Origin of the sequence: Algoriphagus sp. AK58, assembly GCF_014324365.1 — a bacterium.
Taxonomy (GTDB): domain Bacteria; phylum Bacteroidota; class Bacteroidia; order Cytophagales; family Cyclobacteriaceae; genus Algoriphagus.
On the sequence record NZ_QEIG01000002.1, the window covers coordinates 117358 to 143437 of the forward strand.

28 protein-coding genes are annotated in these 26080 nt (G+C 43.4%); 22 read left to right on the forward strand and 6 right to left on the reverse strand.

All coding sequences use genetic code 11. The annotated features are described in order from the left end of the window. The first annotated feature begins 45 nt into the window (after window positions 1-45). The 9 genes from rfbC (at window position 46) to DDT91_RS01630 (ending at window position 7907) form a co-directional block, all read left to right on the forward strand. Window positions 46-600: a dTDP-4-dehydrorhamnose 3,5-epimerase gene (gene rfbC, locus DDT91_RS01590; RefSeq protein WP_187174369.1), complete on the forward strand. Its 555-nt coding sequence runs from the start codon at window positions 46-48 to the stop codon at window positions 598-600. Further along, window positions 600-1349: a tyrosine-protein phosphatase gene (locus DDT91_RS01595; RefSeq protein WP_187174370.1), complete on the forward strand. Its 750-nt coding sequence runs from the start codon at window positions 600-602 to the stop codon at window positions 1347-1349. The genes rfbC and DDT91_RS01595 overlap by 1 nt, the downstream gene beginning before the upstream one ends. 8 nt (window positions 1350-1357) lie before the next feature. Beyond that, window positions 1358-2317, forward strand: coding sequence for an NAD-dependent epimerase/dehydratase family protein (locus tag DDT91_RS01600; protein WP_187174371.1), 960 nt, complete (start codon window positions 1358-1360; stop codon window positions 2315-2317). A gap of 162 nt (window positions 2318-2479) precedes the next feature. After that, window positions 2480-3895, forward strand: a complete 1416-nt coding sequence (locus tag DDT91_RS01605) for a tetratricopeptide repeat protein (RefSeq protein WP_187174372.1) — start codon at window positions 2480-2482, stop codon at window positions 3893-3895. A 17-nt stretch (window positions 3896-3912) separates the two neighbouring features. After that, the gene (locus DDT91_RS01610) at window positions 3913-4683 is read left to right on the forward strand and encodes a phosphosulfolactate synthase (RefSeq protein WP_187174373.1); all 771 of its coding nucleotides are present in this window, start codon (window positions 3913-3915) and stop codon (window positions 4681-4683) included. A 56-nt stretch (window positions 4684-4739) separates the two neighbouring features. Next, window positions 4740-5675: a DUF368 domain-containing protein gene (locus tag DDT91_RS01615; protein WP_187174374.1), complete on the forward strand. Its 936-nt coding sequence runs from the start codon at window positions 4740-4742 to the stop codon at window positions 5673-5675. Then, on the forward strand, window positions 5672-6412 hold the full coding sequence (locus tag DDT91_RS01620) for a shikimate dehydrogenase (protein ID WP_187174375.1): 741 nt from the start codon (window positions 5672-5674) through the stop codon (window positions 6410-6412). Before DDT91_RS01615 ends, DDT91_RS01620 begins: the two co-directional genes overlap by 4 nt. A gap of 13 nt (window positions 6413-6425) precedes the next feature. Beyond that, window positions 6426-7280 (forward strand): formyltetrahydrofolate deformylase, encoded by an 855-nt coding sequence (purU, locus tag DDT91_RS01625; RefSeq protein WP_187174376.1) that lies wholly within the window; start codon window positions 6426-6428, stop codon window positions 7278-7280. 45 nt (window positions 7281-7325) lie between these two features. After that, entirely contained in the window at window positions 7326-7907 is a 582-nt protein-coding gene (locus DDT91_RS01630; protein WP_187174377.1) for a DNA-3-methyladenine glycosylase I, read from the forward strand. A gap of 50 nt (window positions 7908-7957) precedes the next feature. Here DDT91_RS01630 and DDT91_RS01635 read toward each other — a convergent pair whose 3' ends face one another. The 4 genes from DDT91_RS01635 to DDT91_RS01650 form a co-directional block, all read right to left on the reverse strand. Continuing rightward, entirely contained in the window at window positions 7958-8482 is a 525-nt protein-coding gene (locus DDT91_RS01635; RefSeq protein WP_187174378.1) for a hypothetical protein, read from the reverse strand. A 347-nt stretch (window positions 8483-8829) separates the two neighbouring features. Continuing rightward, window positions 8830-10359 (reverse strand): sodium:proton antiporter, encoded by a 1530-nt coding sequence (locus tag DDT91_RS01640; protein WP_187174379.1) that lies wholly within the window; start codon window positions 10357-10359, stop codon window positions 8830-8832. 182 nt (window positions 10360-10541) lie between these two features. Continuing rightward, a complete protein-coding gene (locus DDT91_RS01645; RefSeq protein WP_187174380.1) occupies window positions 10542-11768 on the reverse strand; it encodes a Glu/Leu/Phe/Val dehydrogenase dimerization domain-containing protein in 1227 nt (408 codons plus the stop codon). 77 nt (window positions 11769-11845) lie between these two features. Next, entirely contained in the window at window positions 11846-12919 is a 1074-nt protein-coding gene (locus DDT91_RS01650; protein WP_187174381.1) for an anhydro-N-acetylmuramic acid kinase, read from the reverse strand. A 91-nt stretch (window positions 12920-13010) separates the two neighbouring features. On the opposite strand from DDT91_RS01650, the gene DDT91_RS01655 reads away from it, so the two are divergent. The 11 genes from DDT91_RS01655 to DDT91_RS01705 all read left to right on the forward strand — a co-directional run bounded on the left by DDT91_RS01655 (window position 13011) and on the right by DDT91_RS01705 (window position 22932). Continuing rightward, window positions 13011-13727, forward strand: a complete 717-nt coding sequence (locus DDT91_RS01655) for a type III pantothenate kinase (RefSeq protein WP_187174382.1) — start codon at window positions 13011-13013, stop codon at window positions 13725-13727. Continuing rightward, the gene (locus tag DDT91_RS01660) at window positions 13717-15000 is read left to right on the forward strand and encodes a hypothetical protein (RefSeq protein ID WP_187174383.1); all 1284 of its coding nucleotides are present in this window, start codon (window positions 13717-13719) and stop codon (window positions 14998-15000) included. Before DDT91_RS01655 ends, DDT91_RS01660 begins: the two co-directional genes overlap by 11 nt. A gap of 78 nt (window positions 15001-15078) precedes the next feature. Continuing rightward, window positions 15079-16380 (forward strand): hypothetical protein, encoded by a 1302-nt coding sequence (locus DDT91_RS01665; RefSeq protein ID WP_187174384.1) that lies wholly within the window; start codon window positions 15079-15081, stop codon window positions 16378-16380. 89 nt (window positions 16381-16469) lie between these two features. After that, entirely contained in the window at window positions 16470-17015 is a 546-nt protein-coding gene (gene lptC / locus DDT91_RS01670; RefSeq protein ID WP_187174385.1) for an LPS export ABC transporter periplasmic protein LptC, read from the forward strand. Continuing rightward, on the forward strand, window positions 17012-17224 hold the full coding sequence (locus DDT91_RS01675) for a hypothetical protein (protein WP_187174386.1): 213 nt from the start codon (window positions 17012-17014) through the stop codon (window positions 17222-17224). Before lptC ends, DDT91_RS01675 begins: the two co-directional genes overlap by 4 nt. A 2-nt stretch (window positions 17225-17226) precedes the next feature. Next, window positions 17227-18507, forward strand: coding sequence for a hemolysin family protein (locus DDT91_RS01680; RefSeq protein WP_187174387.1), 1281 nt, complete (start codon window positions 17227-17229; stop codon window positions 18505-18507). Window positions 18508-18593: 86 nt separating this feature from the next. After that, entirely contained in the window at window positions 18594-20702 is a 2109-nt protein-coding gene (locus tag DDT91_RS01685) for a peptidylprolyl isomerase (RefSeq protein ID WP_187174388.1), read from the forward strand. 83 nt (window positions 20703-20785) lie between these two features. After that, window positions 20786-21052 carry a DUF493 domain-containing protein gene (locus DDT91_RS01690; protein WP_187174389.1) on the forward strand — a complete coding sequence of 89 codons (267 nt, stop codon included), beginning with the start codon at window positions 20786-20788 and terminating at the stop codon, window positions 21050-21052. Between the two features lie 10 nt (window positions 21053-21062). Next, on the forward strand, window positions 21063-21296 hold the full coding sequence (locus tag DDT91_RS01695) for a 4a-hydroxytetrahydrobiopterin dehydratase (RefSeq protein ID WP_187174390.1): 234 nt from the start codon (window positions 21063-21065) through the stop codon (window positions 21294-21296). Beyond that, on the forward strand, window positions 21293-22039 hold the full coding sequence (gene rsmI / locus DDT91_RS01700; RefSeq protein ID WP_187174391.1) for a 16S rRNA (cytidine(1402)-2'-O)-methyltransferase: 747 nt from the start codon (window positions 21293-21295) through the stop codon (window positions 22037-22039). The genes DDT91_RS01695 and rsmI overlap by 4 nt, the downstream gene beginning before the upstream one ends. A gap of 62 nt (window positions 22040-22101) precedes the next feature. Then, complete coding sequence (locus DDT91_RS01705; RefSeq protein WP_187174392.1) at window positions 22102-22932, forward strand: inositol monophosphatase family protein; 831 nt, start codon at window positions 22102-22104, stop codon at window positions 22930-22932. On the opposite strand, the gene DDT91_RS01710 is transcribed toward DDT91_RS01705, so the two are convergent. After that, a complete protein-coding gene (locus DDT91_RS01710) occupies window positions 22907-23815 on the reverse strand; it encodes an AEC family transporter (protein ID WP_187174393.1) in 909 nt (302 codons plus the stop codon). The genes DDT91_RS01705 and DDT91_RS01710 overlap by 26 nt on opposite strands. Window positions 23816-23919: 104 nt before the next feature. Here DDT91_RS01710 and DDT91_RS01715 point away from each other — a divergent pair, with 104 nt between their 5' ends. After that, window positions 23920-24147 (forward strand): hypothetical protein, encoded by a 228-nt coding sequence (locus DDT91_RS01715; RefSeq protein ID WP_187174394.1) that lies wholly within the window; start codon window positions 23920-23922, stop codon window positions 24145-24147. Here the strand turns inward: DDT91_RS01715 and DDT91_RS01720 are convergent. Then, window positions 24144-24518: a UDP-glucuronosyltransferase gene (locus DDT91_RS01720; protein WP_187174395.1), complete on the reverse strand. Its 375-nt coding sequence runs from the start codon at window positions 24516-24518 to the stop codon at window positions 24144-24146. The genes DDT91_RS01715 and DDT91_RS01720 overlap by 4 nt on opposite strands. A gap of 287 nt (window positions 24519-24805) precedes the next feature. Between DDT91_RS01720 and glyA the strand changes: the two genes are divergently transcribed. Continuing rightward, complete coding sequence (gene glyA / locus DDT91_RS01725) at window positions 24806-26074, forward strand: serine hydroxymethyltransferase (RefSeq protein ID WP_187174396.1); 1269 nt, start codon at window positions 24806-24808, stop codon at window positions 26072-26074. The last annotated feature ends 6 nt before the right edge of the window (window positions 26075-26080 follow it).

The window sequence follows — 26080 nt, forward strand, 5'->3', positions numbered from 1 at the left end:
GTCTAGTGGTTATTTTGCCGATTAAAGCAAAATAAGGTCGCCAAAATGGCAGAATTGCAAATCACCCCCATTCCAGGAGTTTTCGAGATTTTCCCTAAAGTTTTCCCGGATAACCGCGGATATTTTTTTGAATCCTTTCGTCAGGACTGGCTTGAGAAAGTGGGAATTTCTGAAAATTGGGTTCAGGACAATCAGTCCTTTTCTCAAAAAGGAACTGTCAGAGGATTACATTTTCAGCGGGCTCCCTATGCTCAAGCCAAATTGGTCAGAGTGATTTCTGGAAAAGTGTTGGATGTGGCATTAGACCTAAGAAAAGACTCTCCAACCTTTGGGAAAGTCTATTCCACCATTTTGGATGCTGAAAAAAATAACCTGCTTTATATGCCGGCAGGTTTTGGACATGGGTTTTCCGTTTTGGAAGATGCCATTTTTGTCTACAGGTGCTCTAATTATTACCATAAGTCATCCGAGGGAGGAATCCTATGGTCTGACCCTGCTTTGGGCATCGATTGGATGGTCGAGAGCCCCATTATTTCTGAAAAAGACAAGGTTTGGCCTACTTTGGAAGAATTCAGAATTCAAACAGGAGGTGGATTATAATGGGTTGGCTGGATTTTCTTAAGAAAAAACCATCAGAGATTGAAGCCCTTGATCTTTCATGGCTTCAGGTGGATATGCATTCACATCTGATTCCCGGGATAGACGATGGATCAAAGTCCATGGAAGAGTCCCTTTCGTTGATAAAACGCCTAGCCGATTTCGGACTCCGGAAAATCATCACAACTCCCCATATCATGTCGGAGTATTATCGCAATACTCCGGAGATCATCGGACTTGGTCTCGAAGACCTGAAAAAAGCGATGAGGTCTGAAGGCATCAAGATTGAGATCGAGGCAGCTGCAGAATACTACATGGATGAGATTTTCTTGGAGAAAGTTAAATCCGGAGAAAAAATGCTCACGTTTGGGGATGATTATATCTTGGTAGAAACCGGTTTTATCAATAAGCCTCAGATGCTGTTGGATATTATTTTCCATCTGGAAATGGCAGGCTACAAGCCTATCCTTGCACATCCTGAGCGATACCAATACCTAATAGCAGACAAAAAGCTCCAGGAAGAACTGATGGAAAGAAATCTGCTCTTTCAGGTCAACCTTCTTTCTTTAACTGGGTTTTATTCCAAACCCGTAAAGGATTTTGGGGAAATGCTAATTGAAAAAAATGCAGTAGCCTTGTTGGGGACAGACTGTCACAATGCGCGGTATTTGGATATGCTCGAAACACTGCCCAAACTCCAAAAAATCTACGAAAAGATAAAAAAGCTGGAGCTGATCAATCATCAGCTCTAAATCAGCTTATGAATATATTAATCACAGGAATCACCGGCTATTTCGGAAGCCACCTTGCTCGGGAATTCAGTCAGTTGGGCAAAATTTACGGACTAAAAAGAGCCAGTTCCAACTTGGGTCTTTTGGAAGACGTGGACTTCCCCATCGTATGGCAAGAAGGTGATATCTCAGATATGGATTCACTCTTGGATGCCATGAAGGGAATGGATCTTGTGATTCATTCGGCGGGTATGGTGTCCTTTTCTTCCAAGGATGAAGAAGAACTGTATCGGATCAATGCCCAAGGTACAGCCAATGTGGTCAATGCGATGCTTTGTTCAGGTGTGAAGCGTTTGGTACATGTCAGTTCGGTTTCTGCCATTGGCCGATCACCAGAGTTCAAGGAGTACGATGAAAACTTCAAATGGGTGGATTCCCCTCTTAATTCGGGTTATGCCGTTTCCAAGTACTGGGGGGAGTTGGAAGTGTGGAGAGGGGAGCAGGAAGGATTGGAGACCTTGGTGGTGAATCCGTCAATTCTTCTGGGAAAGGCCAGTTATGAAAAAAGCAGCGGTTTTATTTATCAGTATGTTATAAAAGAGAACATGTTTTTCCCCAAAGGAAATCTAAACTTCATCGACATACGTGATGCTGCTTCCATCACCCGCTTGCTGGTTGAGAAAAATGCCTGGGGTGAGCGATTTATTTTGAATAAGGAAAGTTATCCCTATCAACATTTCTTCGCTCTTGTAGCAAAAACTTTCGGAGTAAAAGCACCAAAATTTCCCATATCCAATAGGATGCTAAGAATAAGCTTGCCAATTCTGGGGTTTTTCAAAATGCTTGGACTTTCTAAAAGCCCCCTCAATAGGCAATTGGCAAACAATGCTCAAGTAAAAATTTACTATTCTAATTCTAAGGTTCAGTCCCTTTTAGATTTCAAGTACAGGAGTTTGGAAGAGACACTTGATTGGGCGAAACAGCCCTGATCAAACTTATTTTTGCCCCTTGGCGTTCTGACCTTATAGAAATCAACCAGATTTCCCGAATCTCTACCCAACAATCCCTATCAGGAATTGAAAAAAATTAACAAAACCAACTGCTAGGATACCCGAATATTTGGTATCTTAAAAAAACCATAATACTATCGAATGACCGGAGATCACGATCACGACTGGGAAGAGGACAAAAAGCTTGTGGAGCGATTTGAAAATTCCCTGAAGTCCAACATGGACCTGTATTTCGAAGAAGAAGAGCTGGAAGACATCATCCGGTTTTACTTTGATCAGCAAAAATTCCTCAAAGCACTTAGAGCTGCAGAATATGCCTTGGAAAAGTTTCCTTTCTCAGTGGAGATTCGTCTGCAAAAAGCGCAATGTTTGATTTTTAACGATGAGCTTGACGAGGGACTTGATATCCTTGAACAACTTAATAATCTATCGCCAAACAACGAAGACATCGTGCTTGCCCTAGCCAATGCTCAGATCTTGGCGGGAAATTTTCAGGATGGAATTGACCTTCTGGAAAATTACCTTCCTATGGCAGAAGATAAAGCCGAAGTCTTTTATTCCCTCGGTAACCTTTACCGGGCTAAGGGTGACAATACCAAAGCAAGCCACTACTTCAAAGAAGCGGTCAAAAACAGGATTAACCATGAGGATGCGCTGTTCCAACTGGCTATGATTACTGAAGAAGAAGGGTCATTTGATGAGATTCTGGAGTTCTACCAGGAGTTTATCGATCAGGATCCTTATTCGGCAGGAGCTTGGTATAATCTGGGAGTAGTCTTTAACCGTCTGGGGAGATTCGAAGAGGCCATTCAAGCTTACGAATATGCCTTGTTGATTGATGATGCATTTGCATCAGCCTATTTCAATATGGGTAATTCTCTGATGAATACTCATCAATATGAGGCAGCCTTGGAGGCCTACCAAAACACCATCAATTGCGAAGGGGCCAATGCCGAGAATTGCTGCTATATGGGAGCAGCGTATGAAAAGCTCGGAAAGATTGAGGAGGCATTCAAATATTTTAAAAAATCCGCAAAGCTGGATGAGGAATACGATGATGCGTGGTTTGGATTGGGTATGTGCATGCTGAAGAAAGAGAAATACTTTGAAGCCATCCACTATTTCAAAAAAGCGATCCATCTCAACAAGGATAACCCTAACTATTGGGTAGGACTGGCTGACGCCGAATTTAACTTGGGTAACCTACAGGCAAGTTCGGAAGCCTATGAAGAAGCCATCAATCTAGAGCCCGGAATCATGGAAACCTACGTGAATCTTTCTGTGATCTATTTTGAGCAAAACCGCTTCGAAGAGGCCATAGATGTGATTCGTGAGGGAATAGAAGAATCGCCTGAAGAAGCAGAGCTCTATTACAGAATAGTGGTCTATCTGATCAAAATGGGTAAATACAAAGAGGCCTTCACTTATTTGGAAAATGCGTTAACTTTGGACTTTGATCGGCATACGATCTTGTATGAGTTGATGCCTGAGTTGAAAAAGCAGAAGGCGATCTACAAGATCATAGACCAATATCGGGATAATACTTCCCAGCTCTAAACATTAAAACCTAGCAAATGAATTATGTGCTGAAGAATCTCCCTGTACGTACTGAAAAGCCACGTACCACGGGATTTACTATGGCGATGGACAAAGGTCTCAGCCTGAGAGAAACTGAAGATTTTGTAGAAAGCTGTTCTGATTATGTGGACATTGTAAAGTTGGGTTGGGCCACTTCTTTCGTCACCAAAAAGCTCAAAGAAAAAATTGCCGTTTATCGTGAAGCCGGAATCCCTGTGTATTTTGGAGGGACGCTTTTTGAGGCATTTATCGTGAGAGGACAGTTTGACGATTATCGTAAAGTGTTGGACACCTATGGGTTGGAATACGCCGAAGTATCCGATGGTTCCATCTCTCTCAACCATGAAAAAAAGTGTGAATTCATCAGCACACTTGCGAAGCAGGTGACCGTACTTTCAGAAGTGGGTTCCAAAGATGCTGCAAAAATTATCCCTCCATACAAATGGATCGAGCAGATGCAGACCGAGCTAAATGCGGGTGCCTGGAAGGTAATCGGTGAGGCAAGAGAAGGTGGAAATGTGGGTCTTTTCCGGGATTCAGGAGAAGTGCGTCAAGGCTTGGTGGAGGAAATCCTTACCCAGGTGCCAGAAGAGCGCATTATCTGGGAAGCTCCTCAAAAGTCGCAGCAGGTATGGTTTATAAAACTGCTCGGAGCCAATGTAAACCTTGGAAACATCAGCCCCTCTGAAGTGATTCCTTTGGAGACAATTCGTCTGGGCCTGCGGGGAGATACCTTCGATCACTTTCTGGGAGAAATCAAACTTTAATCAAACCCGTAATCATGAGGCTGATCGATTCATTGGTCAGCCTTTATTTTTGTGCTATGAATTCAATTAAAAAATATGGCCTTACTTATCTCAAGGGAATGGCTATGGGAGCAGCGGATATTGTTCCAGGTGTTTCTGGAGGCTCAATTGCCTTGATCGCAGGAATTTACCAGCAGCTTTTGGATAGCATCAATTCGTTCAATCTTGAAAATTTGCTTTTGCTGAAATCCCTTGAAATCAAAAAATTCTATCATAACGTAAACGGATCGTTTTTACTAAGTCTTCTTCTCGGCATTTTGACCAGCATTTTTGCGCTGTCAAAAGTGATTACTTATCTCATGAAGGAGCATCCTATCCCTCTTTGGTCTTTTTTCTGCGGCTTGATTTTGGTGAGTGCATTTTTGATTCTTAAAGATATCAAAAGGTGGCATTTTGGGGTTGTGATCGCTGTCCTGCTGGGTACTGTCATCGCATGGTGGGTGACCAACTTGCCGCCAACTACCTCTCCTGATGCACTTTGGTTCACCTTTGTGGCTGGCGCAATTGCAATCTGTGCGATGATTCTACCCGGAATCAGCGGTAGTTTTATCCTGTTGATTTTGGGGAAATATGAACCGATTCTCAAGGCGGTTTCGGATAAGGACATCATTACGTTGGCTCTTTTTGCCTCCGGCTGCCTAGTCGGAATTCTTTCTTTTAGCAGGGTGGTTGCTTATTTGCTTCGAAAATTTCATTCAGCAACCATCGGACTGCTTTCCGGATTTATGCTGGGTTCGGTGAATGAACTTTGGCCGTGGAAGATTGTCACTGCATGGAGAACTTCTTCCAGTGGAGAGCAAAAACCTTTTCTGACAGAAAATATTCTGCCTACAGAATACCTAACCCAAGTGGGAGAGGCGCCTCAGTTGGGGTTTGCTATTTTGGCTTTTTTGTTTGGAATAGGCCTTGTATTATTCATTGAATGGTTGGCCAATAAACTTCAGAAAGCATGAGAAAATTCGGACTGATCGGGTTTCCATTAGGCCACTCCTTTTCAAAAAAGTATTTCACGGCCAAGTTTGAGCGAGAGGGGATTGAGGGCTGTCAGTTTGACCTGTATGAAATCCCTCAAATCGAAGATTTTCTCGCTGTAGTAGAAAAAAACCCAGAGCTTCAGGGAATGGCGGTGACCATTCCCTACAAAGAGCAGGTGATTCCTTTTTTGGACGAGCTCGATCCTGCCTGCAAGACGATAGGGGCAGTAAATTGCATCCGGATTAAAGAAGGGAAAAAGACAGGGTTTAATACCGACTATATCGGATTCAAACATTCCCTTCAGGCATGGTTAGGGAATTCGATTCCCAGCGCATTGGTGCTGGGAACAGGGGGAGCTTCCAAAGCTGTAAAGCAGGCACTAAAGGATCTCAATGTATCATTTTTGTCTGTTTCCCGTAAGAAAGCCGAAAATCAGATTACCTACCAAGATTTAACCAATGACAGGGAAATTTTGAAAAACTATCCCTTACTGATCAACACCACTCCCCTTGGGACTTTTCCAAAAGTGGAGGGTATCCCGGATATTCCCTTAGACCAACTCAACAGTAATCATTTGATTTATGATTTGGTTTACAATCCGCCGGTCACACGATTGATGCAAGAATGTCTATCCCGGGGAGGTAAAGCCAAAAATGGCCAAGACATGCTGGAACTTCAGGCTGAGGCAGCCTGGCAAATATGGAATCGCCCTTAAACCTAGCCAATCGATGAAGCAAGCCATCCTTATTGTTCAGTGTCCCGATCAAAAGGGAATTGTAGCCGAAGTTTCCCGGTTTTTGTATGCTTACCAAGGGAATATTCTTGAAGTGGATCAGCACGTGGATGAGGAAATGGGGAGGTTTTTTATGCGTGCAGCTTGGGAGTTGGAATCTTTTGCCTTGAAGGAAGATGAGATTGCTGAAAAGTTTCAGCAGGAGGTTGCCTCAAGATTCGGGATGGAGTTTACGCTTCACTTTAATTTTCCCAAACCCCGCATGGCCATTTTTGTCAGTAAACTTTCCCATTGTCTTTTTGATGTTTTGGGGAGGTATCATGGTGGTCAGCTCGAGGTGGAAATCCCATTAGTCATTTCCAACCATCCTGACCTTAAGACGATTGTGGAGGCGTTTGGCATTCCCTTTTTCCATATTCCTGTTACTTCTTCTACCAAGGAAACTGCCGAAGCCCATCAGCTTCAATTACTAAAAGATCACCAGGTTGATTTTGTGGTTCTGGCGAGATACATGCAGATTCTGTCCGGGGAGTTTATCAAAAGCTTTCCCAACCGGATTATCAATATTCATCATTCCTTTTTGCCCGCATTCGTTGGTGCCAGGCCTTATCATGCTGCCTATGAGCGTGGCGTGAAGATCATTGGGGCCACTGCCCACTATGTGACCGAGGAACTGGACGCAGGGCCTATCATCGAACAGGAGGTCGCACGGGTCAGGCATCACAACACCGTGGCAGAATTGGTACAGATCGGTCAGGATGTAGAAAAAGTGACGCTCTCCAAAGCGATCAAATACCATGTGGACCGGAAAGTGTTGGCTTTCAGAAATAAAACTGTCATTTTTTATTGAGTTTGCCTTTCTTGTTTTAGGCAGAAATAATTGTGATTTTCAATCATGGAATCATTACCAATCTCCCGTTGCCCCTGGTGTCTGGGCTTCCCGGAATACGTGGCTTACCACGACACTGAATGGGGTGTTCCGGTCTTTGATGATCGGGTTCACTTTGAATTTTTGGTATTGGAAAGTGCCCAAGCTGGGTTAAGTTGGGCCACTGTATTGAAGAAAAGGGATGGCTATCGCAGGGCTTTTGCAGATTTTGATTACACGATAGTGGCAGATTTTCCTGAAAGCTATGTACAGGAATTGCTGAAAGATTCCGGAATCATCAGGAATGCCCAAAAAATTCGTGCTGCGATCAACAATGCCCAACGGTTTATGGAGGTACAGCAAGAGTTTGGCTCTTTTTCCAACTACATCTGGAGATTTGTTGGAGGAAAACCGCTTATCAATTCGTTAAAGCCAGGCGAACCTTATCCGGCTACTTCAGCTGAATCGGATGCCTTAGCCAAAGACTTGAAGAAAAGAGGATTTAAATTCCTCGGCAGCACCATTGTCTATGCCCACATGCAGGCCACTGGATTGATCAATGATCATTTGGTGGATTGCTTTAGGTATAAAGAGCTCACAATAATGTAAATGGCTCATCGGTAACTGAAAAGTAATCTTCAAGCGAGTATCAAATAATCTTATTTCACTGTCAGGTTGATTTCATCAAAGTAGACCTTTCCCAAAGTCAGCGTAGGCATATTTAGGGTTACTTGGATGTTTTCTGCCTCCTCCGGAAAATTTTCCAAAGTGGCCTTCAACAAAACCCAGTCAACATCTCCCTGAAAATCAAACACAGCAGTGGCGACGGATTCCGTTTTAATCATGGGGAATACTTTCAATGCAATAAAAACTCTTCCACCTGCTGTCAGATCCTGGATATTTTCACCTTTTACAAATGCAACTAGCTCAAGTGTACTCCCAGGCGCAGGCATCGGGCCGGTGTAAGTTTGAGTCCAGTGGGATGCGTTTGCGACAGTTCTGTTAGGATTTTCTATATATAAAGACCGATTTCCGCTCACGAATTCTTCTCTGCTGACCCCGTTCTGAATCCTATCGGGATTTGAGGGTGTCCAGGGGAATACCGAGTCAGGATAAAGGGATAGATTGGGATTTAACAGAAGCTGACTGCCACGAGGAAGAGTTTCCTCTTCATCGCAAGACATCAGAAGCGAGATAAGCAGTAAATAAAAAAGCGATTTCCTTAACATTTTCCTGAGCTACTGTATTCTTTTTCAACTAAATATAAGCTAATCGTTTTTCAGTAACTAAAACGCTTCTTGGATTGAAAAAGTCTTGCTACCTGAAAATTGATTTTCAAGATTGGTAAAATAGCCGATTGAAGAGAGTGTTTTTTTTCAGAAAATCCTCTGTCTTGCTCAATAAAAAAATGGGCAAAGGCAGCCTAGGATTAGGCCGACGCATGATGCGGAGTTGAAAAATAGCGGAATCAAGTTCTTTTTTGAATCCGCTATTATTTTGTCCATTGCTTTATGAAAAACCCGGTGGAGACTTAGACAAATGCAATAAACACGAGCCAAACCAAGAAAAGAATTGGCAGCAAAATAGGAATCGTAAATCTGATGATGTATCCGAAGAAGGAAGGCATCTTGATCCCGTTTTGTTCTGCAATGGACTTTACCATGAAGTTGGGACCATTGCCAATGTAAGTCATTGCACCAAAGAACACTGATGCAATGGAAATCGCCAATAGCTGAAAGGGAGTATCTGAAGTATTCAGTGAACTGTCTGCGAAAGCACGTACCTCTGCAATACTTCCGATATCGGATCCCTCAGAAGCCATGGCTGCCGCCAGGAAGTTGAGGTAAGTGGGCGCATTGTCCAGGACGGCGGATAGTGTGCCTGTGCCCCAGTAGAGCGTGTTTACGGTGATCAATTCAGCGCCTTCAGGAGATTTGGCAAAGTTTCCAACCAATTCCAAGGCCGGCATCATGGTTCCGAAAATTCCGATGAAAATAAAGGCCACTTCGCGGATTGGTTCGAAATTAAACTCATTTCCTTTGATAGCTCTTTGATCAGCAAATTTGTAAGAAAAGAAGGCGACCGAAAGCATGATAATTTCTCTTAGGAAAGAGAATTTTTGTCCGTCGTAATGGATGGCTGGTACCCCTTCGATAACATTTGGATCCAAGAATACTGCACAGATGATCACAAAGAGCCAAGCAAAGTTCTTGGAACCAATCATGGTAAACTTGTTGGAGTAGGTGATTTCTTCTGCGTATTCGTCCTCCTCGGATGCTCTTCCGAATTTTTTGTCAATGAAATAAAATACCGTTGCCAATAGTGCCAAGGCCATGGCCCATGCTGGCATGTTGTGCTCGATGGTCCAGAAGAACGGTACCCCTTTCAAGAATCCCAGGAACAGTGGTGGATCTCCGATAGGAGTCAAAGAACCTCCCACATTGCTTACCATTAGGATGAAAAATACCACATGGTAAGGCTGGATGTTGGCTTTATTCAATCGGATGAATGGGCGGATCAATAACATGGATGCCCCGGTGGTACCGATCAAGTTGGAAACCACAGCACCAATCAAGAGCAAAGAAACATTGGCTATTGGGGTGGCTTTTTTATCGATTTCGATCAGAATGCCTCCTGATGCCACATAAAGCGAAGCCAATAAGGCAATAAACTGAATGTACTCGGCCAATGCATGGACAGGGGCATGGACGTTGTTTAGGACAAATAGGTAATAGATGACTACCAAAATGGCAAAGCCAACAGCCACTTTGGGATAGTTATGATGCCAAAAATGCTCATAAAACAAGGGGCCTGTCGCAATCATCAACAAAAGGGTGACAAAAGGAATCACCAACCAAGCCGGTGCAGAATGATGGGCTTCTCCATGACCTTCTTCTGCATGTGCCTCATCCACCTGATCAGCATTAGTCTGATCCGAATCAGACTGCGCAATCAATTCGGTGTTTTGATCAAAGGAAAGGGCGTAGCTTTCATTCGCTTCAATCATTCCAAAAAATAATATTCCGAAAAGTATGGATAGACTTATAAGATATTTCTTCATTGGGTTGATTTGATGGGCTGGGTTTTACTTTCCGGCAATTTATCGAATTATTGTTAGGCTTTTTAGACTGTTGAGCACGTGCTAAACTACTGATTTTGCTTCATACTCTCCAAGAAATACTAAAAACCCCTGCCGAATTTCATGATAAATTAATTCAGGCAGGGGCATTCTTAGAGTTGCTTTTACACGAGTTGTGTCAAAGCTATTTTAAAGGAAGTTTGGGCAATATTTGTGCTTGACAAACTTTCTTCATAGGTGTTTTTTAAAGCTTTCTCGATGGTTTTGGAAACATCTGAGAAGATAGCCTCATCTGTAACCTCGGCATCATCACTCATTAGGTAGGCAAATACTCTTGCCATTCCACAGTTGGCAATGAAATCCGGAATGACCGAAACCCGCTCATCCGCCCAAACTCCGGTTGGTCCGAAGAAAATTTCCGGATCAGCAAAGGGGACATTGGCACCACAGGAAATCACTTCTAGTCCGGCTGCTACCATTCGTTCCACTTGGTTTCGGGTGATCAATCGGGAAGCCGCTGCAGGGATAAAGATTTCACTTTTCACATCCCATATCTTGGAATTGATCTCTTCAAAAGGAATCAGATTTTCTGATACCAACTGGTTGCCTTCTCTTTTGAGAAACAATTCCCGGATTTCATCCAATGTAAAGCCTTCTTCGTTAATCAGGCCACCTACCCGGTCGATGATGCCGACGATTTTTACTCCTTCCACCGCCAAAAAACAGGCTGCAGCCGCCCCTACATTTCCCCAGCCTTGAATTACCGCACGTTTTCCTTTAATTTCTCCGCCCCAGATTGAATAGTAATGTCTGACGGCCTCAGATACACCATACCCGGTGATCATGTCTGCCACGGTATATTTTTTTGGACCATTCGGGGTGAATTTTGGATCCTCTAATACCTTGGACACACCTTGTCGGAGTTGGCCGATTTTTCGGATCTTTTGGGGCTCATTGGCGTGAAAGTGGCCATTGACAATTCCTTCCTGAGGATGCCAAAGGCCATAAGATTCGGTGATCGGAATTACTTCGTGAATTTCATCCACATTGAGGTCACCACCTGTGCCATAGTAGTTTTTGAGTAAAGGCATGACAGCTTTGTACCATCTTTCGAGTACCCCAGCTTTTCTTGGGTCGCTTGGGTCAAAGTTGATTCCAGATTTGGCACCACCGATGGAAGGACCTGATACAGTAAATTTCACTTCCATAGTCTTGGCGAGCGATTCAACTTCCCTTTTGTCGAGCCCTTTTCTCATCCGAGTTCCCCCGCCGGCAGCTCCTCCTCTCAGGGAATTGATGACTACCCATCCTTCTGCCTCAGTTTCGCTGTCGCTCCACTCAAATACGATCTCAGGGGTTTTATTCTCAAACTTTTTCAGCAGTTCCTGCATTTTTTCTTTGGGTTTATATTCTGGCCCAAAAATAGAAAAATAAAATTTGCAGAATTCAAACTCCTCAATGGGACAGTTTATCCGTAGATTGTACCTCCGCAACAGTCCCTCGAGGCACCGGTCACGGAAGCTAGACAGTTGATGTCTCCTCTCCATCTCAAGACACCCAAAAAGGCAAAAATCAAGGCTTCTTTGAATTCAATCAATTCTTTGCTCGCTTCAAATTGCACCCATTGGTGATCCAGGTAATGAGCCAGGCGTTCGATAAAATAAGAATTATAGGCTCCTCCTCCGGTGATCATCACACTTGGCTTTGCTGAGGAGGAATGGAACCTAATGGATTTTGAGATTTGGAAGGCGAAATGCTCCACCAAGGTGCTGAGCTTGTCTTTTGGGTCTAGACCACTGTTTTCCAGCAAAGGGATAAAATCCTTTTCCATTTCCTCTCTTCCCAAGGATTTGGCAGACTGCTTGGAATAATAGGGAAGCGCATTCAGCGCTTCGAAAAGCGGCAGATTAATTTCTCCTTCTCTTGCCCAATTCCCATTCTCATCATAAGGCTTTCCAAGCTTTTTAGCTTCATGGTTGAGTAGAAGATTAAATGGGCTGGTGTCAAAAGCTATTCGCTGACCGTTTTTTTCCATCGAAATATTGGAAATGCCTCCGAGGTTGATGCAAAAATCGACCTGAGGGAAAAGCAATCGGTCTCCAATTGGAACTAAAGGAGCGCCCTGACCTCCCAGTTGGACATCCAGCATCCTAAAGTCAGTTATTACTTTTTCACCGGAAGCCTGGTGTAGGGCCCATCCATTACCGATTTGAAGGCTGAGTTTTTTATGAGGTTGATGAAATACCGTATGGCCATGGGACGCTACTGCCATGGGTTTGACTTGCTTATCTTGACAGAATTCTTTGACTTTTTCTCCCATCCACTGTCCAAATTCTACATCCAGCAAGGAAAGCTCCAGTCCGGAAAGTAGATGACTGTTTTCCAATTTTTTTCCCAACAGCTGAGGAAATGGGATGGTTTCTGCGAGGATAATTTCAAAATTCCACCCCTTTTGATAGTCAAAATGACAATAAGCCAAGTCCAGTCCGTCACCGGAAGTACCGGACATAAGTCCTATAAAGGTGTATCTTTCAGGGTGCATGGGTTAAAGTATGTTAAGTAAGCCAAGGTACCAAAGATAATTTCAAGGCAAGAAAAAGTCTCTTTTTTATTAATGGCTAATTTGCAAGCTCATGAAAAATCTAGTCATAGATATTGGAAACTCACGGGTCAAATCAGCTCTTTTTGAAAAGCACAGCTTGGTGGGAGATCATTACTTTTCCACTTTGGAGGAAGCAGTAGATTTCTGGCAGGTTATGGATTTTCAGCATTGCCTGGTCAGTTCGGTGAGATTTTCTGAAGTTGAGCTGAAGGAAAAGCTTCCTTTTGGTTTCACATTTCTTACCCACGATACCCCTACACCGTTAATTAATGGCTATTCCACTCCGAGAACCTTGGGGCTGGATAGATTGGCAGCGGCGGTAGGAGCTTGGAAATTGGCGGGGGAAAAACCCGTGTTGGCCATTGATATGGGTAGTTGTATTACCTATGAGCTGGTCGATGACCTCGGGGTCTACAGAGGAGGGGCAATTAGTCCGGGTATGCAGATGAGGGCAAAAGCCATGAGCCATTTTACAGCCAAGCTACCCGAAATTTCACTATTGCCTCCACCGGAATCGGATTTGGGAGACTCCACACTTTCTTGTATGAAGGTGGGCATTTGGTCAGGAGTTCGATTTGAAATGGAAGGGTTTATTGCGTCTTACCGTCTTAAAATTCCTGAAATATCTATTTATATCTGCGGAGGTGATTCTCAATCTTTTGAATCATTGGCAAAAGACCACATATTTGTAGTCCCAAATTTAGTCCTGCACGGATTAAATTGTATTCTAAACCACAATGTTGAATAAAATAGGGTTGAAAACGTTGGGTGTACTCTGCACCCTTTTATTATTTAATCAGGTCAATGGCCAAACCAGCTCCTCCACCTTCAGTGCGTTGGGAATTGGAGAGTTTAACTATGGAGGTCAGACCCATAACCAGGGGATGGGTGGTCTGGGGATCAGTTTTGGCACGGGATGGCATGCCAATGTCGTCAATCCAGCCCTAACCACAAGAAACACCATTTTTAATTTTCAGGTGGCACTCAATTACAAGAGAATCAATGTGGACAATGGAACCGAAAACTCTTTGGTGGACGGAGGAGGCCTTTCCTACATTGCCATCTCACTTCCACTGAAGTCAGGAAAATTTACCTCCGGTATGGGATTGGGACAAATCACCAGTGTCAATTACCGACTCAAGGTAGAAAGTGATGTCAATAATTCAGATCTAAAAGCAACCAATTTCCTCGAAGGTGACGGGGGTATTTCAGAGGCCTATCTTAATTTCGGATACCTTCTGGCTAAGAATCTAAGTATTGGCGTTCATGGATCTTATCTTTTCGGATCATCCATTCGATCAAACCAACTCCTGATTTTTGATCCAAATAACGTGGAGGTGGGCCGTCCTTCAGAATATTATGAAAGATTAACAGTTTCTGATGTGGGCTTCAAAGCTGGCCTTCATTATTTCTTTAAGGCATCTGCCAAGAGCAATATTCACTTAGGAGCCATTTATCAGAAATTAGGCAATGTTAATGGAACTGGGTTTGCAAAATTGGCCGGAGTTGGCCAAGCTAGCAGGCCAAATACAGACGGTGATCTTATTGCCGATAACGAAAGAGGAAGTATTTATATTCCAAATCGTTATGGTTTTGGGATAACCTACGAGAAAAACAATAAATTCGCGGTTGCTTTGGAGGGACAATACCAAGATTTTGCTGATTTCAGGAACTTCTTTGGAGACCCTTTAAGCTTGCAAGCAGCCCAAAAAGTGGGACTGGGATTCCAGATCGTTCCCGATTATCTGGACTTTGACAACCTCTTGAATAGGGCAACTTACAGGGTGGGATTGGAATGGATGCAGACACCTTACTTCATCAATCAAACCAGCATCAATGATATTGGCATCAACTTTGGAACTTCAATTCCTGTGAATCAATTGTCATTGGTGAATTTCGCCTTCAAGGCCGGCAGAAGAGGAACATTGGACAATGGATTGATCCGAGAGACGTATGTCAACTTTACCATTGGCCTATCTCTCAACGACAACAGTTGGTTCTACAAGCGAGTGTTTGAATAAACAAATTCAAGAGAAACAAATTAACCAAATTATGGGGCGTCTCCCGAGAGTCTAAAACCGAATAAAACCTAGACGAACATGAAAATTAAATCAACCCTTCTTGCCCTTGGAGCATTGCTCATGGTCAGTTTTGCTCAGGCTCAGGATGGCTGGAACTGGCCTTCCGATCCTGCACAGGAAGCAAAAGCAAGAGAACTCAATGCGGCTTACACCGATTACATGAAGTCCGAGCAGTTTGTGGAGGCCACCAAACCATTAAACTGGCTTCTTGTAAATGTTCCAAATCTGAATGAATCTCTCTATATCAATGGAGTAAACGTGTATAAAGGTGCTGCAGATAAAACTGCTGACGCAGCACAAAAACTGGTTTATCAGGATAGCGTAATGGCTATTTACACCAAGAGAGGTGAGTTGTTTAACAATACCCAAAGATGGATTGAAAACAAAGCTTACTTCGGCTATCAATTCTTCAAGAGTGACAAGACCAGAATTCCAGGTGTAATTGCAGATTTCGAAAAAGCAATCGAATTGAATGGCAATATCAACCATCAGTTGGTGGCTGCTTACTTTGATTTGATTTACCGAAATTATGCCTACAATAAGGCCTACACTGGAGAGCAGATCTTGGCTATCTATGACAATGCCAACAAGCTATTGGATAAGTCAGCGTCTGAAGGTAAGGATGTAAGCGGTCCAAGATCCACTCTTGAAACCCTTTTGGTCAACATGGAGCTGATTGATTGTAATTTCATAGAAAACACCATGGGACCTAAACTGGCAGCTGATCCTTCCAATGAGGAAATTGCCAATCAAATCTTCAAGTATTCCGTTCAGTACAAGTGCTATTCTTCCAATTCATTCTTGGCGGCTTTGGAATTGATCGACTCTAAAAAGCCAACCTTCGCAACTTCTCAGGTCAGAGCCATGAGATATATGGCGTCAGGTGACTTTGAAAAGGCACAGCCTGTATTGGAGAAAGCCTTCACTTTGGCAGAAAATAATAAGCAAAAAGGCGAAATCCAGATGGAATTGGCAAAAGTTCATACCCAGGCCGGTAGAAAGTCTGCGGCAAGAACTGCCGCCAGAGAAGCGGCAACCTTGGATCCAGAATTGACTGCCACTGCCTTCTCATTGATTGGTGATCTGTATATGTCTGCTTTCAATGACTGTAGAGGTGGAGAAAGCCGTGCAAAAGATTATTCCATCTTTATCGCCGCTTATGGTGCTTACCAAAAAGCAGGAGATTCCAAAGGTATGGCTAATGCCAGAGCCCGATTCCCATCCAAAGAAGAGCTTTTCACTGAGGGACTTCAGCCTGGTTCTTCTATCAGCACGGGTTGCTGGGTAGGTGAAACAGTAAGTTTGGCTACCAGAGATTAATCTTGGTTAGGAAATATAACTAAGGCAGCCCTTGGGGCTGCCTTTTTTCGTTTCAAAGGGTTGGTACTTTCCTATTATCTTTGCACCAAATGATTAGAGGTACACAGTTGCTTTTCACTTTCTTAGGAATTATTTCTTTGATTTCTTGCCGGGAATCCATTGATCCCGAATCCGTGCTGATTTACGATGGTCCTGTCAATTCAGCTGTAGATATCCAAATTGTTCATAGTGATTCTGCGGTGCATCGTTCTGAAATCTTTGCCCCTAGGCAGTTAGAGTTTTCAAATGGCAACCTTGAATTTCCGGAAGGGATTGACATCAAATTTTTTACTGTTGACGGAGTATTGGAAACAACCATGAGAGCTGACAGGGGGTATTACCTGAGAGACCAAAATCTCTACCGTGGAGAGGGGAATGTTCAGATCAAAAATCTTATTAAGGATCAACGACTTCAGACTGAGGAGATTTTTTGGAATCAGGCGGAAAAGAAAATTTACACCGAAAAATTTGTCACCATTCAGGAAAGACAAACGATATTTAACGGAACAGGAATGGAGGCCGACGACAGTTTTTCTACTTATCAACTAAAACAGGTGAGGGATAGTCGTACCCTCCTTCCAGGAGAAGGATTATGAAGCTGATCGATGTATTGATACTTTCCTTTTCCCTTGCGCTGATTGTGGTAGGGATTCATCAGACCTTGGTGAATGGAATTGGGTCTGCCTATGCTATATTTATGTTTGCCGTGGGTTTGTTGTTTTGGTTTCAGCTCAGAAGAAATCAAAATCAGAAACCACCTGAAGAAATCTCTCAAAAATCAACCAAACCCAAGAAGAAAAGCTGATAATGGACACCAATTACCTCATTTATGTCTTGATCACTTTGGTCTTTTCTGCTTTTTTCTCGGGCATCGAAATAGCCTATATCTCGGCCAATAAGCTTCAGATTGAGCTTCAAAAAAAGCAGGGGAGTTTCAGCGGGAAGGTTCTCAGTGGTTTTATCCAACGCCCCGGGCAATTTATAGGGACTACGTTGATAGGGAATACCATCATGCTTGTCCTCTATGGTACCTTCATGGCCTTTTTATTGGATGAACCACTACGAGGCATTTTGCCGGAGTCTCTGAATAATGAGGCGGTCATACTTGTTTCCCAGACAGTACTTTCCACCATCATTGTGTTGATCACTGGGGAGTTTTTGCCTAAAAGCTTATTCATGCTCAATCCTAACAGCATGTTGAATTTTTTTGCGCTGCCATTTCTTGGAATTTACTACCTGATGTATCCCATTGTGTGGCTGATCGTGGGATTGTCCCGACTTTTTATTACCAAAGTATTGAGACTGGATTATAGCGAGGAAAAACCGGTCTTTACGATCACAGACCTTAATTCATTTATAAAGGAGCAGATGCGGCAGGATCGGACTCCGGGAAAAGTGGAGATCGACTCTAAGATTTTCGACAATGCCGTGGAGTTTAAGACCGTACGTGTCAGGGAATGTATGATTCCCCGTACCGACATTGTGGCTGTAGAGGTAGAAGATTCGGTAGAGGAGTTGAAAAAAGTGTTTGAGGAAAGTGGGCATTCCAAGGTTATTATTTATCGGGAGACTATTGATGAAGTGATCGGGTATTGTCACCAATTAGAGCTCTTCAAAAAACCAAAATCGATCGAAGACATCCTAAATCCGATCATCATAGCTCCGGAGTCTGCTTTGGCTAATGAATTGTTGATCCAGTTTATTCAAGAACGTAAAAGCCTGGCTTTGGTGGTTGATGAGTTTGGGGGCACAAGTGGTATTGTCTCCATGGAAGATATCATTGAAGAGATTTTTGGAGAGATCGACGATGAATATGACAACGAAGCTTTGACCGAACAGGTGCTAGGTGAGCAGGAATATCTTCTCAGTGCCCGATTGGAGATCGATTATCTCAATGATAAATATGGGTGGAATTTTCCCTATGGAGACTTTGAAACCCTGTCTGGATTTATTCTATCTCTCACGGAAAATTTGCCAAATAAAGGCGAAACCATTACCTATGGGCGGTTTACCTTTACTATTGTATCCAAGCAAGCTCACCGAATAGAGACTGTCCGGCTGAAAATCAGCGGATCAGAAAATTTTTAGGCAAAGACAATGTTCGGGGGGAAATTTTGAATTTCGACCCCAATGCTATTATTTTGCGACACTTCAAAAAAAGCGTAGTATCAACAATGGCGTTAATTAAGCAAATAAGACAGCGGACAGGTCTCGCAATCGGTGTAATAGCTGGCGGGTTGATTTTATTCCTCTTGGGTGGGGATCTATTAAGTCCTAATTCCACCCTGTTGAATACCAATAAAAATATTGTCGGCGAGATTGCAGGTGAAGAAATCACCTTGGAAGAGTTTGCCCAAAAGGTGGAAGAATTTAAGATTTCTTTCCAGCAGCGGACAGGAAGAGTTCCTTCAGAGCCGGAGATGGTTTCTGTGCGTGAGCAAGCTTGGCAAGCCATGATCGTTGAAAGAGTCTTTGACGAAGAGTATGAGAAATTGGGACTTAAGGTTTCAAATGAGGAGCTCATTGATATGGTGCAGGGGAAAAATATCGTTCCAGAGCTCCGTGCCCAATTGACAAATCCTCAAACAGGTCAGTTTGACAAGACTCAGTTGATTTCTTTCTTACAGTCTCTTGAGACGGCAGACCCTGCTCAGCAAGCTGCTTGGGCTCAGCAAGAAAAACTTTTTGTTCAGGCAAGAAATCGCGTCAAATATGACAATTTGCTCGCCACCTCTGAATACGCCACTACAGCGGAAGCCAAATTGGAGCACAAATCCGCAAATACTGTTGCAGAAGCTTCGGTGTTGTTTGTTCCTTATTACGTTATTCCTGATGGAGAAGTGACTATTCAGGACAGCGAACTTTCCGCCTACCTTTCAAAAAACCAGGAAAAATTCAAAGTAGGTAATTCTGCCAACCTTGAATACGTTTCCTTCAGCATTTTGCCGAGTGGAGAAGATTCAGCTGCAGTGATTTCCAGAATTACAGAACTCACAGAAGGTTTGAAAACTTCCGACAATGATTCTGCCTTTGTAAGTCAAAATTCTGAGCTACAGTTTCCTTACGCCACTTATGGCCCGGGAGATCAATTGCCTGCTTCATTGACGACCAATGTGACTAGCTTCACCAAAGGAGAGACTTACGGCCCGTTTGTCACTGCAAATTCTTCCTACGTTACCTACAAGATTTCTGACCAATACGAAGGTGCTCCAAAAATGAGAGCTTCTCACATCCTGTTTAGTACAGAAGGAATGGATGATGCGGGCAAGGCTTCAGTCAAAGAGCAAGCCGAATCCGTTTTGGCAGACATCAAGGCCAACGGCAATTTTGCCGCTGCAGCCCGTCAATATGGCCAAGATGGTACGGCTCAGAATGGGGGCGACTTGGGTTGGTTTGCCAAGGCTGATTTCGTAGAGCCTTTTGCGAATGCTGTTTACGCTGCCAAATCCACTGGATTGCTACCAAACTTGGTAGAAACGGAGTATGGCTATCATATCATTGAAGTAACCGAAATGCCGAATTCCACTTATACCAAAGTGGCAGCTTTAGAGCTTGAATTGGTTGCTTCCGATGTGACCAGAAATGATGCTTTTAGAAACGCAGATTCTTTTGCTGCAGAAAGCGGAAACAGAAATGAGTTTACGGAGAACGCTACTGATAAGGGATACAGGATCCTTCAGGCAAATAATGTAGACGCGGCTTCCAGAAATATCAACAACATTACCAATGCCAGAGAAGTAGTGATCTGGGCCTTTGGTGATGCCTCAGTGGGAGAAGTTTCTCCAGTGTTTGAGTTGGACAACTCGTATGTAATAGCCACTTTGGTGAGTAGAAAAGAAGAAGGACAAGCAAAGCTCGAAGATGTGAAAGACCAAGTAAAGCAACTGGTCATGAACGATAAGAAAGCCGCCATGATCCAAGAGAAACTAGCCGGTAAAACCACCTTGGAAGAAATGAAGGCAGTTTTCCCTGATGCTTCCCTCAATGATGTTCCGGGCTTGAGACTCAGCACTTCTGTGATTCCGGGTATCGGATTTGCACCAAAAGCGATCGGATCAATCTTTGGTCTGAAATCAAATGGTCAAATTACCAAGCCTGTTCAAGAAGACATCGGAGTGGTAGTCGGTAGGCTGAACACTCTTACTCCTGCCACAGAAATCGGAGATTACACTTCCTATCAGGCACAACTTAGCCAAGCAGCTTCTCAGCGAATGGCTTACCAGATCATGATGGCACTTCAGGAGTTAGCCAATGTGAAAGATTACCGATACAAATACTTCTAAATCGAAGACCTAATGGAACCCATGTCGAAAGGCATGGGTTTTTTCTTTGCAGTGAATCTTAGAAGAAACGAGTAATTTTGACAATGCAAAAGAAGTTTGATAAAGCAGCATTTAAGGAAAAGCTGGAATCAGTGGGTCAATTTCCCATGCTGTATATGTTTAAATTCATCGTGCCCGCAGGAAGAGAGCATGAAGTGGGGGCACTTTTTCCGACTCATGAAGTCACTCTTAAGCCAAGCAGTGGAGGAAAATACATCAGTACGACAGTGCAGTTAATGGCTGAAAGTGCAGACTTTGTCATCGAAGTATATGAGAAGGCTTCTCAAATCGAAGGGGTGATTTCACTTTAATGGAATGGATATGTGGATCGAAGAAAATAATCGACTTAAGAAGAAATTTACTTTTGGTGATTTCCAGGAAGCCTTTGCTTTTATGACTCGGGTGGCTTTCCTTGCCGAGCAACATAATCACCATCCCAATTGGAGTAATGTCTACAATACGGTAGAGATTGAATTGACTACTCATGATGCAGGGAATGTGGTGACGGAAAAAGACCACAAACTAGCCCGAGCTATTGACGCCATTCTGATATGAGCGAATCATCCATCCGCCTTTTCTTGGTGCCAACACCGATCGGGAATTTGAAGGATATTACCCTTAGAGCCATTGAAACCTTGAGATCAGTGGACGTCATCCTTGCTGAAGATACCCGTACCAGTGGAATGCTCCTCAAACACCTTGAGATCTCCAAACCCTTGCAGAGCTACCATATTTTCAATGAGCACAAAGCAGTGGAAAAGTTGGTAGAGCGAATGAAAAAAGGGGAAGTTTTTGCACTAGTCAGTGATGCAGGTACTCCGGCGATTTCAGACCCGGGATTTCTTTTGGTTCGGGAAGTAATTTCAGCAGGCTTGGAGGTACAGTGTCTTCCTGGGCCGACGGCCTTTGTTCCTGCCTTGGTCAACAGCGGATTACCAAATGATCGTTTCGTTTTTGAAGGCTTTTTGCCTCATAAAAAGGGTCGGAAAACAAGGATAGACTCGCTTTTGGAGGAAATTCGAACGATGATCTTTTATGAATCACCCCATCGATTGATGAAAACACTTGAGCAGTTAGCGGAGGCTTTTGGACCTGAACGACAAGCTTGCGTATCTAGAGAGCTTTCCAAATTGCATGAAGAAAACGTCCGGGGGTCATTGGCAGAACTGATGGATTATTATGAAACCAATCCTCTGAAGGGGGAAATTGTCCTGGTGGTAGAAGGAAAGCCTGAAATAAAGGAAACCCGGGAAGAAAAGCAGGAAAAGAAACAAGCCGCCTGGAAAAAGAATAAGTAAGACATAAGACACAATTTTTTTTAAGAACCTATCTTACCCATCACCTATAACCATTTGCTCCCATGATTACCCAAGAACAGCTAAACCAACTGTTAGAACAAACCCAAGAAATTGCAAAAGAAGTCGGAGCCTTTATCAGAAAGGAAAGACAACATTTTGACGTGGAAAAAGTAGAGCATAAAGGGTTCAACGACTTGGTCTCCTATGTCGACAAGGAGGCGGAACGTCAGATTGTGGAAAAGCTGGGGGCTATTTTTCCCGAAGCCGGGTTTATTACAGAGGAAGGAACCAGTACAGCACAAGGAGAGATCTACAATTGGGTTATCGATCCCTTGGATGGGACTACTAATTTTATCCACGGTATTCCTGTATTTGCGGTTAGTATTGGGTTGATGGAAAAGGATGAAGTGATCATGGGCGTAGTCTATGAAGTGAATCGGCACGAATGCTTTTATGCTATGAAAGGTGGAGGGGCATTTTGCAACGATACTCCGATCCGAGTGAGCAAAGCTCCAGGACTTTCTGCTTCTTTGATTTCCACCGGATTTCCTTACTATAACTTCGAACTGATCGATAGGTATTTGAATTCCATGAAATCGCTGATGCAAAAGACCCATGGACTTCGAAGACTGGGTTCAGCGGCCGTGGATCTTTGTTATGTTGCTGCCGGAAGAACGGAGGGATTTTTTGAATACAATCTGAATTCTTACGATGTGGCTGCCGGAGTGATTATCGTGCAAGAAGCCGGGGGAAAAGTGACGGATTTCTCCGGAGGGGGTGATTATATTTTCGGTAGAAACATCGTGGCGAGTAATGGTTGTATCCATGACCATTTTTTGGTGGTCTTGGATGAGTTTTGGAGCGATGTCAGCCTAAAAGGAAATACCAAATAGCCAAAGAAATGGCTGAAATGGGCATACCAAGACCGGAAAGCAAAGTGGCCAGTCGTGGCTGAAGGCCAAATTGAATGGCTATGATTGAGCCGGTAATCATCGGGGCCATGCCGCTTTCCAACACGGTTACCTTGAACTCAAGGGAACTACTGTCCATTACCTGAGAATAAACCAACCAAACAATGCCAGGAGCCAAAATCAACCTATACCCTATCCCATACCAAAAAAATCTGGAAGAAATAGATTGTAAATCCAGAGAAAACCGGAATCCAATCACCAAAAGAGCCATGGGAGGCATGGTTTTTCCAATGACCTGAAGTAGAGGAATTAGAAATTCAGGAGTATTTATTTGAAACAAACTCATCATCAGTGTGCCTACCAGGAACCCAAAAGGAGGGAATTTTAAAATTTTTAAGGGTACTTTTTTCAGGCTTTCACTGTGATTTCCATAAAGAGACCCTACTAGTATAGACAGGGAGGATACCAGCAAAAATGAGCCACCTTGGTCTATTAATAATGCAATCGGCAAACCCTCTTTTCCATAGAGTCCTTCGATCACAGGGAATCCCAAAAACGAAGTATTTGCCAAGCCTGCCACAATAATCAGGCAGCCAGTTACATTTTTACCCCAGCCTAGTTTTTTACCAAGAAACCCAAAAATCGCCCAAGAAAGCAAAAAGGTAAACCAAGCTGCAGAAATGGGGATCAAAAGTCCCCAAGAGGGCTTGATTTCTGGAATGTAAAGCAAGGCCAAGGCAGGCAAAACGATATTGATCAGGTAGGATTGTACCCAATGGGCCGCTTTTTGGGAAGGGAACCTGGATACTTTCTGTAAGATCAATCCAACGAACAAATAGGCGATCGCAATCCATGCTCCAATCATTTCCGAATATTTTCAGCCAGAGATTTGTTTAACATAAAAATAATTTGGCTTAATTGTAGCCTATTGATAATCAGCATACTTTTACTTTATCATACATTCTTCTCATGACTAAACTTATACCGATTTTTATTGACGGCAAAAAATGGATTCAACTTTCTCAGCTATCCTTGGATCAGGCAAAGGCACTCCGGGATTGGCTGCCAGTGGGCTGTCTGAAGAAAATCAAATTCCAAGGAATTACACTCAGCGAATGTCTGGACTTTGAGACCTACGAGTATTGGTTTCGCGCCCAAAGGGTAGGAGATCGAAAACAGGCTGTTTTGGATTTTTAATCCAAGCCAAAAGATTTCCTTTTTTCTTCAAAATATTTTTTGAGTTGCGGATAGAAATGACTTTCTACCTCAGGGATTCCATCCAGCACTAAGTCCATCGCTCCTTCGTGGGTGTCTTGGTTGAGCTGCATTCCTTCAATAAGGTAAATCATGTCCTCCATTTGGAGCGGCTCCCAGCTGCTACTTGGGTAAAGAATGTAGTCGTTTCCATAGAAATCAACAGCCTCAAATTGGATTTTTCCATCAATCAAATGAGCATAAAGGCTGATTTGTTCCCCCCAAGTGCTTTCGGGATAGTGTAGACGTGCCAATAACACGGAGGTAATGTCTCCGGTAAAGAACGGATTTGGCCGAAATTTATAATCAATCATGATAGGATTTTGATTAGACAAGTTCTGGATTTTTAGCGTTGCTTCCTTCTTTAGCCCAGCATTTTTGACTTTTTCAAAGGAAAGCAAGGAGTGGTTTTTTAGGCTCAATTCCTTTAAAATGGTTTTTTTTAGCTTATGGGAAAACCGAAGTGACGACTTTTGATTTTTAGGTTCTTTCAACTTCTTTTCTACATTGGATAATAAGGACTTTCGGGCTATTTTTGGGTTCGTTTATTTAGGGTTGGATAAAATTCCACCAGATTTTCATTGCTTTCAAACCCCCGATTATGAAAAGAGATTCGCTTGTTTTTGATCTGATCGCCAGAGAAGAAGACAGACAGAAGAGAGGCATCGAACTGATCGCTTCCGAAAACTTCACTTCCAAGCAGGTCATGGAAGCTGCTGGTAGCGTCCTTACCAACAAATACGCCGAAGGTCTTCCTGGTAAGCGTTATTATGGTGGCTGTGAGGTAGTTGATGAAATCGAGCAAATCGCCATCGATCGGGCTAAGAAACTTTTTGGTGCCACTTGGGCAAACGTGCAGCCTCACTCCGGTGCACAGGCTAACGCAGCGGTAATGTTGGCTTGTTTGAAGCCGGGAGATGCGATTTTGGGTTTTGACCTATCGCATGGAGGACATTTGACTCATGGATCTCCTGTCAACTTCTCCGGAAAGCTTTATCAGCCTCATTTCTACGGTGTAGAGGAAGAGACTGGCGTGATTGATTATGACAAGGTTGAAGAAAAGGCATTGGAGGTCAAGCCAAAGATGATCATTTGCGGTGCCTCGGCTTATTCCAGAGACTGGGATTATGAAAGACTCAGAGAGATTGCGGATGAAGTTGGTGCCCTTCTTCTGGCGGATATTTCTCATCCATCAGGCTTGATCGCAAGAGGATTGCTCAATGATCCCTTAGATCATTGCCATATCGTCACCACCACCACCCATAAGACCCTCAGAGGTCCAAGAGGCGGATTGATTCTCATGAGAGAAGACTTCGACAATCCTTGGGGATTGACCACACCAAAAGGTGAAGTCCGCAAGATGTCATCCCTGCTGGACATGGGAGTATTCCCGGGTACCCAAGGTGGACCTTTGGAGCATATCATTGCCGCTAAAGCAGTAGCATTTGAGGAAGCTCTTTCGGACGAATACATGCATTATGTCATTCAGGTGAAAAAGAATGCATCCATCATGGCCGAAGAGTTCGTATCTCGTGGATACCAGATTATTTCCGGTGGCACAGACAATCACCTCATGTTGATCGACCTTAGAAACAAAGATTTGACAGGCAAGCTTGCAGAAGAGACACTAGGCAAAGTGGACATTACCATCAATAAAAATATGGTGCCTTTTGATACCAAGTCACCTTTTGTGACCTCAGGTATGCGAGTAGGTACTGCAGCGGTCACTACACGTGGCTTGAAAGAAGACGATATGAGAAAGATCGTGGGTCTGATCGACCGCGCACTTAAAAACCATTCCAATGAAGCAGAGCTTGCCATGATCAAGTCGGAAGTCAATGCTTGGATGGTTCAATTTCCCCTATACTAATTACTA